Below are 13250 nucleotides of genomic sequence, written 5' to 3' on the forward strand. Positions count from 1 at the left end.
AAATTGATTAAGCGAAGATCACACGAATTTTTTCGTCTGCACCTTCGACAGATTCAGCATTGTCAACAATGTGGCCCATTGTCCATGCTTTTTCACCGAGTTGATTTAAGATTTCAACTGTTTTATCAGCTTCAGCAGCATCAACAACTAGAACCATACCTACGCCACAGTTGAATGTGCGGTACATTTCAAATTGTTCTACACCACCTTCACGTTGAAGAAGTTTGAACAGCTCAGGCCATTCCCAAGAAGATTCGTTTACTACAGCTTGGGCACCATTTGGTAATACGCGAGGTAAGTTACCTGGTAAACCGCCACCTGTGATGTGTGCCATCGCGTGAACATCAACCTGTTTGAGAAGCTCTAAAATAGGTTTAACGTAGATACGAGTTGGCTCCATTGCAACATCAGCAAGTGGACGACCATCAACAATTTGAGTTAAATCAACATTTTTTACATCTAAAATTTTACGAAGAAGAGAGTAGCCATTAGAGTGTGCGCCGCTTGAAGCAACACCAACTAATACGTCACCAGCTTTAACTTTAGAGCCATCAATAATTTTACTTTGTTCTACAACACCTACACAGAAACCAGCTAAATCGTAATCTTCACCTTCATACATGCCTGGCATTTCAGCAGTTTCACCACCGACCAACGCACATCCAGCAAGTTCACAACCTTGACCGATACCTGTCACTACATTTGCTGCGACATCAACATTGAGGTGACCAGTTGCGTAGTAATCAAGGAAGAAGAGTGGTTCAGCACCACAGACAAGTAAATCGTTCACACACATTGCAACCAAATCCTGACCAATTGTGTCATGACGGTTTAAATTCAATGCTAAACGTAATTTTGTACCAACACCGTCTGTGCCAGATACGAGAACAGGTTCTTCATAACCTTTAGGAATTTTACAAAGTGCACCGAAGCCACCAAGACCGCCCATTACTTCAGGACGAGTCGTGCGTTTAGCGACAGATTTGATACGATCGACTAACGCGTCGCCCGCCTCAATGTCGACACCTGCATCTTTGTAGCTTAAACCAGTGTTTGGGGTAGAAGTTGAGTTGCTCATATTGAAGTCTCCGCATTCGCGCGGGGATTATAACCTGAATATACGAAACTCTTATGTTATTTATGCACTAAAATGTTATCTTTACTAAAATATTTTCCTTTACATAACGAATAATCTTAAAAAAGGCGAGTTTCTATGGTAGATCGTACCCTACGCCGTGTTTTTATCCTTGCAGGGATAGCTTTATTTCTCTGGATTTTATACTTATTAAAACCGGTCGTAATCCCATTTATTGGTGCATTTTTAATAGCTTATCTTTTCAGTCCATTGGTTGATCGATTGCATAAGATAGGTTTACCTCGTTGGTTGTCTATCAGTTTGGTATTTATTGGTATTGGCGTTGTGATCACATGGGCAATGTGGTATTTGGTTCCATTAATTTGGGAACAGCTAATGTATGCTAAATCCAGTATCCCGAAAGTAGTTCATTGGGTAAATTATAGCTTCTTACCGTGGTTATCAGATACTTTCAATATAGTGCCACTAGAATTAGATGTAGACCAGATTTCAGCAGCTGTTATGGAGTATGTTCAAACCAATTATAGTGCTGACAGTATCCAAGCGATGGCACTCAAATTGGCACAATCTGGTCTGAATTTTATTCAGATTGGTGGGACAATTGTACTGATTCCAATTATTGCATTTTATTTCCTCTTAGATTGGGATCGAATGCTCAATAGTTTGCGTCGACTCATTCCACGTCCTTATGAAGCTTCAACGCTTGAAATCGTAGGTGAATGCCATAGCGTACTAGGCGCATTTGTAAAAGGACAATTCCTCGTGATGATCCTTTTGGGGATTGTTTATGCCGTTGGTTTACAACTGATTGGTCTGGAAGTTGGTTTGATTATTGGCATGATTGCAGGCTTGGCAAGTATCATCCCATATTTAGGATTTGCAGTAGGAATTATTGCTGCCGTGATCGCAACTTTTTTCCAATTTGGTATGGATTGGACTCAACTCCTTTTAGTTGCAGTGGTGTTCATGGTAGGGCAAGCTGTTGAAGGTTATGTGCTTCAGCCATTCTTATTGGGAGATAAAATTGGTCTTTCTCCAGTAGCGGTCGTATTCGCTGTATTGGCTGGTGCACAATTGGCTGGTTTCTTGGGTATGTTGATTGCATTACCTGTTGCAGCTGTAATCGTGGTACTGCTCCGACATGCACGTGACACTTATGAAAGGAGTACAATTTATGGTACGCCAGCTGTTGCCTTAGCTGATCATGGTGGTGGTGAAATTACAATCCAAACCGATCAGGTTGATATTGAGCTTGATCTCAAACCACAATCAATCAATAATCAACAAGATATTGCAACATCTGAGAAAATCGATGTGCAGAAACAAAATAAAGAACCTTAAGGTGACCAAGCATTTATGCGGCAACTGCAACTTGATATAGAACCTCAACTTGATGCACGGATCAGTGATTTTTCCGGCCCAGGTTGGGGACCCGTCATTGATGCAGTTCGCCAACTTCATGCTGGATTAATGAATCGATTTTACCTTTATGGCGGTGCGGGCACAGGTAAGAGTCACTTATTAACTGCAATATGTGACTCATATCTAGATGTGGGGAAATCTGCAATTAAAGTGTCATTGCTAGAATTGCTCGATGCTCCAATTGAGGCGATTACTTCATTGGATCGTTATGATTTGGTCGCTCTAGACGATATTGAAGCGATTAGTGGTGTACCGCATTGGCAAAAAGCGGTATTTCACTTAATAAATAATAATAATGATGGTGGAGGACAACTAGTCTTTTCATCTAGATCTGCGCCAATTGAACTGAAACTTGAATTACCAGATCTTCAGTCGAGATTAACTCAAGCGGTGAGTGTTAAAGTGCCAACAGGTCAATCCTATGCTGACCGCTATGCCTTATTACATTCTGTGTTGGAGCGTAAAGGTGTGCATTTTGATCCTTTAATTATTGATTATCTGCTGACCAATGGCCCGATACAGACCAGTACCTTATTACAAACGGTTGATCAATTATCAAAGTTACTACAGGGTGAAAAAGTTAAGCTATCCAACGCAACCCTTAAGCAAATCTACGCGCTCATCGATCAGTATAGTGCTTAAATGCTTTTTTAAATGTTATTCAAAACTCAAAATGTAAATTTTATCTGAACTCGGCAATTTTTTACTTAAAAATAATTGAGAATTCTAAAAATTTGTGACAGATTAGTCAAAATGGACAAATAGCGCTACATAATTAAAGTTCGCTACTTAAAAAAATAAAGAAAAATTAAGGAGATGGTAATGCTCAGACGGGGCTTAGGTCTTGTATTGTTGTGTGCAACAGGGCATGTATTCAGTGCAGATATTGTGGTTACGACCACTGAAGATATCACCAAAAATGATGATCAATGTTCGTTGCGTGAAGCAATTGAATATATTAATCAGGGTAAACCTGAAGCAGGTCTCAATGGCTGTGGTGGTAAAGATGCCACAGATAATATTATCTTATCTACGAAAGAATATCTCCTAAACGAGCAAGTTCGCATCTCTAAACCGATGGTTTTTAGAACGCAGTATGAAACTACCATTGTCGACGATATTCCTGGTACAAAAAATGCCGTCATAACAATGAAGGGTACTGATAGAATTTTCCATATTGAGCGAATTCGTCCTAAAGCTGATGATGAAATTAGAGATGCTGCAATTGGTGTGGAATTTTACGAAATTACCTTGCAAGGTTGTACTGCATCTGTATGCAAAGACAAAGGTGGATTAATTCTCAATTATGAACGGCTAAAATTAGATAAAAGCCATCTTATCAATGGCAAAGCGAATTTTGGCGGTGCGATTTATAATGTTGAATCATTTATTGAATCCGAAACCAGCAAAATTCGTTCCGCGCGAGTGAATTTAGTTAATTCGTTATTGGAAAACAATCAAGCACAACAAGGTGCTGTTTTGTATAGTGAATATCCTGATTTTGACATTAGTGCTTCTGTTATTAAAGGTAATAAAACAACAGATTCAGAAGGTTTCGCAATCTATAGCCATAAAGTGTTGAGTGAAGATGAAACTAAGGTGACCAATCTCAATTATGCCAAAGTGACTAATTCAACAATTTTTAATAATAAGGGCTATATTATCAATGTGAAGGATGGTATTGCGCTTAATAACAATACGCTGGTCTTTAATGATTTTGGCTTGGTTTTTAATGCACCGTTTAAGAAGGCATCGCTTACTAACAATATAATTGCAAAAAATGGCAATCGAGACTGCCGTGTAGAGACTGCAATCGATCAATCAAATTTAAACAATAATTTATATGGTTTTGGTTGTGAGGGCACAGCTTCAGAAAAACTGGGCGAGCGCACATTATTAGCTGGGACTGATGTAGAAGGTGAATGTGATGTTAATTCATCTGGCATTTTATGTCCGTTCAAAGTCTATTCTGGCTATGCTTTAGGATATTTCCGTCCAAGAGTGTTGCCTAGTTATCGACAATTGACAGATTCTCCGATCATTAATCGTGGACCAGATTCAAATGGTACATCATGTGAAACAGTTGATCAGCGTGGCAACGCACGTAAGGATCGTATTTTGTGTGATCGAGGCGCAATCGAACTTATTCAGTCAAGTACGTCTTCAGGCAGATTTGGCAAGGATATATTTTATGGAGAGATTGTTAAGTTAAATATTAATGATTTTCTAGGAGATGGTGAGCTAATACCTGCTAGTCAATGTGATGCCTTAGTCGGACCTCATCCGAAAAAAGAAGAATGGCAAGCGGGCTGTATGATCATCCAACAAAATAACTCTCCTAGTAAAGGTAAAGCTGAACTACTCCAAAATGGAGAGTTTACGTATACACCTCAAGGGAATTGGCACGGAACTGATGATTTTAAAGTTTTGGTCGTTGTATCTACACGTCAGTTAAATGAGTCAATGAATCCTTATATCGAAATTCCAACTGTCATTAAACAAGACCCCAGAGATACTTATACAAGCGATAAAGTAAAAACTTCTGGTGGGGGGCTAGGTCTAATCTCCGTATTAGGTCTGATGACTTTAATCGCGATACGTAGAAAAAAATAATAAGGGAATCGTATGTTGAAAAGTAGAAAAGCTTTTTTGACCTTAGCAGTCCTTTCTGCAATGTCATTGATGGCTGCTGAAGATACAATAATTTATGTCACTACCTTTGATGATGAAGACGGTACTAATGATGCAAAGTGTTCACTCAGAGAAGCGTTGACGGCTGCTTCGACTAATCGAGCTTATGGAGGTTGTGCTAAAGGTAATACGGATCGAGCACAAACTGACATTATTCAGCTTGAAGCTGGTACCTATAGCTTGAATGCAGAGCTTCAGCCAACTTCTTCAGTGATTATTAGGGGTAAAGAGCCTGTCGATTATTCCAAACCGAATGTCATTTCAAATAGTTATCCTGCGCAAACTAAAATTCAAACTATAATTAATGGTCAAAATACACATCGAATTTTTAATACGACCAATCTAAATCGACCGAGTTTGAGTTTAAGAAATATAGAGCTGAGAAATGGTAAATCATCTACCAACGGTGGCGCTTTGCTATTGGGAGGCGAGACTGATTTATATAATGTAAATATCACTAGCTCTTCTGCATTAAGAGGTGGAGCGATATTTTTGAATGACAGTGATAGCTCTTTAAGTTATTCGGTCGGGTGGGTGAGTGGTAATACAGCTCAGCAAGGCGCTGTTATAGCGATGTCTTGTTTGGATAATCTTGTGTTCACACGTCGTAAGATTGATTTATCCCGTATGTCTATTACCGAAAATGGAAATACAGCTTCAAACAGTTTATTCTCATTTTGTGGTGAACCTACAACTCAATTGCAAGCAAATACAATATCTTCCAATGTATTAAATACTACACAAGGTCAAATTTTTCAATTTAGTGATCGTTTAACAGATGGGGGTCAAATAAATTTGAGTCCCAATTCTATTTTGAAGCTCGATAGTAATACGATTATCGCGAATACCGCGCGATCTGTGCTTTGGTATGGAAATACAGGTGCAAAAGCCTTAAATCATAATGTGATAGGTTTTAATCAGGCTAAAGCCTGTATATATAGTCACGGTGATGTGAGCCAAGTTGAGTCAGCAGGTATTGAATTATTGGCAAATGCTATTCCACTGAGTAATCCATCTATAGACTGTGATCTACCAGCAAAAGCGTCAGAAAATGCACAAAAAAATAGTCTTGATGTTAGTCAATTGAGTATCAATGATCTGTTTTCAACATCGTTACCAGTTAATGATGAGAATACTAACTTTCATCCTGTCTTTTTTCCGAAGATTAATTCTAGTGGTACAGATTTAGTTGATTTTGGTACTGATGGTTGTTCGCTGCTTGATCAACGAGGTATTAATCGGATTGGATTGGACTCGCTCAACAGTTTAGATGCGACTCCCAATACTTGCGATATTGGTGCGATAGAAACATTAAAGTTGACTGTTTCCAATTTAAGTAAAGCAAATGAATCACTGGTTCAGATAAAGAAATCAACTGAGAATAGAATTAAAGCATTCGAAGATGCTATTGCCGATCCTGAAACCAAAGAAGAAGTGATTGATTATTATAATAAGGAGCTCACCGATCAAAAAGCATTTTTGAATGAGTTAAATAATCTTAATCAATATCGTCCAATTTTGTTCGATCCATTTAAATTGAATTTACCGGATGAATTTGTTTCTCCTGATGGTAAGGTGCGAAAAATTGAGCATCTTAATGTTGATAATTATGATGTCAAAGTTGAGGTTGTGGGAGTTGGGAAATTAGATATCGATAAAACGTTCTTAGGTAAGTTTGATGATCGGTTGAAATGTGAGTGGAAACCGCAGCTTAAGCAGATAGTCATGTATAGAACAGATGGTCGCATAACACCGAGTGGAGACTCTGAATTCTGTACATATACGCTTACTTCAAAAAGTGACAGTAAAAAAACATCAAGTGCATATTTAATTGGTAATTTTATCAATATCGTGCCAACTGTTCCTGAACGCGTGGAATATACAATCAATCCAAAAAAATCGACTCAAATCAGTGTAAATTTACTGGCTGAAGCGAGTGATGCAGGTGATGGCAACAGAAATGCAATTAATCCTCCAAATAAAAAGGAGTTTTACCATAATGCTAATGGAGATGAGGTATCAATTTATTTTGCAAGAGTACCGAATCCCGTTTCAATTATCGCGGATCGGGTAGAGCCATGTGCTAATGACCGTTTTAAAAAGTGCTATGGTGGAAACATTCGAGTTCAGTTGAACAATAATTTGGATGTCTTTTCCTATGATCTTAAGTACTCAGTATTGGACGCAGACGGCGCTTCATCAGGAGAGGGAACATTAGCTGTTCTAAATACGGAAACAGGTCCTGGAAGTTCTCGTACGAGTGGAGGGGGTAGCCTAGGTGGGTTTGGGCTTTTAGGACTCATTGGTTTAAGTTGGCTTAGAATGAGAAAATCTAAACCTCATTAATAAAAAAGCCAGCATTTGCTGGCTTTTTTTGTGTTTGATTTTGTGTAATATTTTGCAAAAAATTAGTATATTTTGAACAGTTTATTGCTACATTTGAAGATTGCTGATCACTTTCTTAAATTACACCAATGTCATCCTTTAATGAGCTTATACCCTTAAATCAAATTGAAGTTAATCCTTCGGATTTGCTCTCAATTAAGAGGCATGATCTTGTTCCTTTATTGACTGATTCGTCTAAACTTAATTTATATGCTGAACATATTGTGCAGGCACAAAATGCTCTATTGGTAGGTATAGACCCCACTTTAAATAAAAAATTAAGCGAAACAATTTCAGATATTATTCAAAAATTGAATCAATCCAAAAAGAAATTAAAACAAAAAAAATTTAATGCTCTCCAAAAGTGGTTAGGTCTGGATTTGGAGTTCGGTGCGGGTCAAATTTCTTATATTCGTGATTTAGATAGACTCATTCTAGATGCTGATCAGCTGTCCCAACGTATTCACATTGAAATCCAAAAGTCTAGTTCTCGATTTCAGCAAGCAGTTGGTTTGAGAGAGCAAATGGCGCGCTACATTCAAGCAGCAAGACAATTTTTAACAGAATACACAGATTTTTCTCATCATCGCCATCCACTCGATAACTTTGAGGAGCGATTGGCTAAAAAAATACAAACATTAGAGTCGGTACAAGCAAACAATGATATTTCTCTCATGCAAATGCAATTGACTCAACAACTTTCATTAACTCTGACGGATCGTTTTCGTGAAGCGCAGCAAGTATTAATCCCAGCTTGGCAATATCATCTTGAGCAAACTCAAATTAAAAATGGCGCAGTCGATATTGACAAGTTAGATCAAAGTCGCGAACAACTGATTCGATCTTTAAAAAAATCACTAATTAAAGAATAAGGTGTGTTATGTCTGATTTTCCAATTCAAAAGAAAAATGAATCCTTAAGCTTAATCTCTACGGAGGAAAAGTTTTCCAAGTTAGATTTAAAAGAAATTGGGTTGACGACGTCAGACCTTGCAGCAGTCGAATCAGTTCACCAAGAACTAGCTGATATGAATCATGCTACGGTTGCTGAATATGGGAAAAATATCGCGACTAAAACAGCGACTTATACGGATGAATTACTGGATCTAGTTAAAAATAAAGATTTGGATGCAACAGGTCAAAAGTTAAATGAAGTCGTTACAGTGGCTCAACAGCTCAATACAAACAGTATTTTAAGCCCTGCTAAAAGTTCAGGCTTCTTGGGTAGTATCTTAAATCGATTTAAGGGTGCTAAACAGAGCTTTGATCAAAAGTTCAATTCCACTAAAGAACAAATAGATGCTTTAGTTAAAGAAATTGAAACCTCTCAACAAGGTTTAAAAGACCGTGTAAATACATTGGATCGTATGTTTGATGGTGTGCAGGATGAATATAAACAATTAGGGGTTTATATTGCTGCAGGGAAAATTAAACAACAAGAAGTTCAAGAGCAAATAGCTGAATTGAGTACGCTAGAACAAGATGCGCAAACCAATCAAAAAATCTACGACTTAAATCACTTAGCAAACAATTTGGAAAAAAGAGTGAGTGATTTACAGGTATTGCAACAATCTGCGATGCAGACATTACCGATGATTCGAATTATTCAATCAAATAATTCAATGTTGGTGGATAAGTTTTATGCGATAAAAAATATCACGCTTCCTGCTTGGAAAAATCAAATTAGTTTAGCGATTTCATTACAGGAGCAAAAAAATAGCGTCCAATTGGCTAATACTATTGATGATGCGACGAATGAGTTACTTAAACGGAATGCAGATTTATTACACCAGAATTCAGTTGATACTGCTCGAGCAAATCAACGTTCAGTGATTGACATTGAAACACTTGAACATGTTCAAAATACCCTCATTAAAACAGTGAATGATGTTATTAGTATTCAGAAAGAAGGGATGCAAAAACGTGAAGAGGCATCAATCCGTATTAAGGCTTTGCAAGGAAATCTTCAACAACTTGTTTTGGATTCGAGTCAAAATCAGCCAAAACACTAATTTCTTGAGGTTTAAATTTGAATAAAACCAATGAATATCTTGTGGCGCAGACTGAGATTCAGAAAAGATTGCCTGAATTGTACAAGCGAAATCGTATACTTAATTTATGGGGATTTCTAAGTACCAGCGTACTCATTATTTCAGTTGTGTCGCTTTTTATTCATCAGGACATGATTTATGGTTTTATGGGTATGAGTGAAACTGTTCAGCAGCTTCATTTGCCACATAGTTTAGATGAAGTCGTAAACGTGTACCAACATCAGCCTGACTATTTTTTTAATTTGATATCTTGGTTAGGTTGGTTCATTCTAAAAGTATTTAGCTCAGTCATTGGTGCTTTTTTTATCGTTCATTTTTTAAAGAAAATACGTTTTTTCTATGTGCGCTTTCAATCATTTGTACTTAAGTTTGTTGGTTGGTTAATTGCTGTCATTTTAATTTGGTCAGGTTTGACCTATGTTCAATATGACTTGAATGATGAGTCGTTGGAACAACAATATCAATTAAGTCATTATGATAAATCGATTCACGAAAGTCAGATTGCTGTCATCATGACTGAACAACAGGTCAATCCAATTATACAAGCCTACGTCCTTGCGCAAGTGGCTTTGATTCACAAACCTGAAGATACCAAGCTAGCAACTGCATATTTAGCTCGACTTGCGCAAGCTGAAAGAAATGAAAAACAGTTTGTCGAATATGGTTTTAATGCAGAGCAGTTATGGTCAATGCAGCAACAAGTTTATGGTCAATCTATTACTCCTTGGGCAAAAGCGATAGATCATCGGGCAAATCAGGCACGACAAATTTCAGAAGTCGTCAAGATGATATTAATGGTGTTCTCAGCCATCATGTTATTGTTAATGCTTATTTTCTTTGGATTAGCTCGTAGTTTTAAAAGCAGAATTCAAACGATCACTCAACGTTTGGAGATATAGTTAAAGTTTGTACTGTTACGACCATCATAAAAGAATCATTCATTTTTAAATGAATGATTTTTTAATTCAATTTTTCGATAGTCTTTATGTAAACAAACTGTTTTACCTATTTTTGTATTTCTTCTAATATAGCTTTATCAAATAAATATTACTCCTTTGGAGACGTTAGCAATGTTAGATCAAAATACTTCAGCTCAATTAAAAACGCTTTTAGAACGCCTTGAAGGTCCAATCGAATTGGTTGCGACTTTAAATGATTCAGACAAATCTGCAAAAATCAAAGAACTTGTGGAAGAAGTGGCTGCACTTTCTCCATTCGTCACAGCTCGTTTTGATGGTCAAAATAAACGTGCGCCGAGCTTTGGTATTGCAAAAGCAGGTGAAGAACCGCGTGTCTTCTTCGCAGGCTTACCAATGGGTCATGAGTTCACTTCTTTGATTTTGGCATTGCTACAAACTTCTGGTTATGCACCAAAAGTTTCTGACGAAGTATTGGCATCCATCAAAGCTTTAGAAATCAAATCTGACTTTGATGTATTCGTATCTTTAAGCTGTCATAACTGTCCAGATGTGGTTCAAGCACTTAACTTGATCGCAATCTACAACCCTGGCACAACTGCAACCATGATTGATGGTGCATTCTTCCAAGATGAAGTTGAAGAACGCAAAATCATGGCTGTCCCAATGGTGTTCCAAGACAACGAACATATTGGTCAAGGTCGTATGACATTGGAAGAAATTGTTGCGAAGCTCGATACTAATTCTGCTGCGAAAGATGCTGAAAAGCTCAATGCCAAAGATGCATTTGACGTGCTTGTGATTGGTGGTGGTCCTGCAGGTAACACATCTGCAATCTATGCGGCTCGTAAAGGTATCCGTACAGGAATCGTTGCTGAGCGCATGGGTGGTCAGGTCATGGACACCATGGATATTGAAAACTTTACATCAGTGCAAAAGACGCAAGGTCCTAAGTTTGCGGCTGAAATGGAAGCACATGTTCGTGAATACGGTGTCGACATCATGAACTTACAACGTGTGTCTGACATCAAAGGTGCAGATGAAACTGCCAACGGTTTAGTTGAAGTGACTTTAGAGAATGGTGCAAAACTTGAATCGAAAACGGTCATCCTGTCTACAGGTGCTCGTTGGAGAGAAATGAATGTACCAGGTGAGCAAGAATACAAAACCCGTGGTGTTGCGTACTGCCCACACTGTGATGGCCCATTGTTCAAAGGTAAACGTGTGGCTGTGATCGGTGGTGGTAACTCTGGTGTAGAAGCGGCAATTGACCTTGCGGGTATTGTTGAGCATGTCACTTTAGTTGAGTTTGATACCAAACTACGTGCTGACCAAGTTCTTCAAGATAAATTGAACAGCTTACCTAACACGACTGTCATCAAAAATGCGTTGTCTACAGAAGTTGTGGGTGATGGCAAACAAGTCACTGCACTGAAATACAAAGACCGTGCGACGGATGAAGAACACACTGTCGAATTGGCGGGGATCTTCGTACAAATCGGTTTGTTACCCAACACGGATTTCTTAAAAGAAACTCAAGTTGAATTAACCAACCGTGGTGAGATTGTGATTAACGATCGCAACGAAACCAATGTAAAAGGTGTATTCGCTGCGGGTGACTGTACAACAGTACCTTATAAACAAATCATCATTGCCACTGGTGAAGGCGCGAAAGCATCACTGTCAGCGTTTGATTACATCATTCGTTCTGGACAGTAGTTCAATCATATTCTTTAAATAAGAAGTTCTTAGTTTTGTAGTTTACAGAGGTTGAAGATGCTAACACTTCAGCCTCTTTTTTTGTAATCATTAACTTGATCTATATTATTTACTAAATCAAATCTGTATTTTATTTGTAATTTTATTTCACAATAAATGGGTGTTTTGTGTAACAGGACCTGTTTATCGTGTCTGTTTTTTGTTTAAATATTAAGAAATTCTTTAGCCTTACTAAATTATAAAAGACAGATAATAACCATGCTTGCCAACATCTTTTCGGCATTGGAACAGCTTGGCCTAACCGCCCAAAACAGAGCCCTCCACATCCAATTCAGTCATTCACAGCTGAATAGCCAAGTCTTCCTACAACGCATCGATGGCAGCCATGCCCTTAACGAAGGCGTGCAAGCAGAACTCATCTGTCTCTCGACCAATGCCTTAATTCCACTCAAACAATTCATCGGCACACAAGTGGCCGTCGATCAAGTCACTGATCAAGGAACCCTGTTTAGAACCACTGGCATCATCACCGAAGCCTCACAAGGACAAAGCGATGGGGCACTGACCCTCTACAAACTCACGCTCAACGATGCAACAAACTTGTGGCACAAACGCCGCAACAGCCGCGTATTTATGAATAAATCCGTGGTCGAAGTGGTGGAAATCCTCTTTGAAGAATGGCAAAACAAAAGCCCACTCTTTGCCTCGAGCCTCAGCCTAGACCACAGTGGACTACAACAACAATACGACATCCGACCCTTCATCATGCAAAGCAACGAAAGCGACTACGACTTTCTGACTCGCTTACTACGCAGTGAAGGCATTAACTGGCTCATTGATGAAGCCCAACTGATTGTACCGAGCAACAACAGCCCGATCGAAGCACAAAAGCTCCGCCTGATTGACGACAACAGCCAATACCAAGCCCTTAACCGACGCAACATTCGCTACCACCGCAGTGATGCGACAG

10 protein-coding genes are annotated in these 13250 nt (G+C 38.5%); 9 read left to right on the forward strand and 1 reads right to left on the reverse strand.

The window, feature by feature from the left end; all coding sequences use genetic code 11:
• Positions 1 to 7: 7 nt before the first annotated feature.
• The gene (purM, locus tag AC1M86_RS06970) at positions 8 to 1078 is read right to left on the reverse strand and encodes a phosphoribosylformylglycinamidine cyclo-ligase (protein WP_035266866.1); all 1071 of its coding nucleotides are present in this window, start codon (positions 1076 to 1078) and stop codon (positions 8 to 10) included.
• Positions 1079 to 1213: 135 nt separating this feature from the next.
• Between purM and cxpE the strand changes: the two genes are divergently transcribed.
• From cxpE to AC1M86_RS07015, 9 genes are all read left to right on the forward strand, one after another.
• Positions 1214 to 2437 (forward strand): chloramphenicol efflux transporter CxpE, encoded by a 1224-nt coding sequence (gene cxpE, locus AC1M86_RS06975; RefSeq protein WP_481591829.1) that lies wholly within the window; start codon positions 1214 to 1216, stop codon positions 2435 to 2437.
• 15 nt (positions 2438 to 2452) lie between these two features.
• Positions 2453 to 3160 carry a DnaA regulatory inactivator Hda gene (hda, locus tag AC1M86_RS06980; protein WP_092766787.1) on the forward strand — a complete coding sequence of 236 codons (708 nt, stop codon included), beginning with the start codon at positions 2453 to 2455 and terminating at the stop codon, positions 3158 to 3160.
• A gap of 180 nt (positions 3161 to 3340) precedes the next feature.
• A complete protein-coding gene (gene rbtA / locus AC1M86_RS06985) occupies positions 3341 to 5131 on the forward strand; it encodes a rhombotarget A (RefSeq protein WP_092766786.1) in 1791 nt (596 codons plus the stop codon).
• A 12-nt stretch (positions 5132 to 5143) separates the two neighbouring features.
• The gene (locus AC1M86_RS06990; protein ID WP_481607609.1) at positions 5144 to 7555 is read left to right on the forward strand and encodes a CSLREA domain-containing protein; all 2412 of its coding nucleotides are present in this window, start codon (positions 5144 to 5146) and stop codon (positions 7553 to 7555) included.
• Positions 7556 to 7683: 128 nt separating this feature from the next.
• A complete protein-coding gene (locus AC1M86_RS06995) occupies positions 7684 to 8466 on the forward strand; it encodes a tellurium resistance protein (protein ID WP_481607610.1) in 783 nt (260 codons plus the stop codon).
• An 8-nt stretch (positions 8467 to 8474) separates the two neighbouring features.
• A complete protein-coding gene (locus AC1M86_RS07000) occupies positions 8475 to 9605 on the forward strand; it encodes a toxic anion resistance protein (RefSeq protein ID WP_481607611.1) in 1131 nt (376 codons plus the stop codon).
• A gap of 17 nt (positions 9606 to 9622) precedes the next feature.
• Positions 9623 to 10543, forward strand: coding sequence for a hypothetical protein (locus AC1M86_RS07005; protein ID WP_481595887.1), 921 nt, complete (start codon positions 9623 to 9625; stop codon positions 10541 to 10543).
• Between the two features lie 171 nt (positions 10544 to 10714).
• On the forward strand, positions 10715 to 12280 hold the full coding sequence (gene ahpF, locus AC1M86_RS07010; protein ID WP_481590248.1) for an alkyl hydroperoxide reductase subunit F: 1566 nt from the start codon (positions 10715 to 10717) through the stop codon (positions 12278 to 12280).
• Positions 12281 to 12538: 258 nt separating this feature from the next.
• On the forward strand, positions 12539 to 13250 hold a 712-nt coding region (locus AC1M86_RS07015), incomplete at its 3' end, for a phage late control D family protein (protein WP_481607612.1).

This window comes from Acinetobacter sp. ANC_7654 (genome assembly GCF_056779855.1).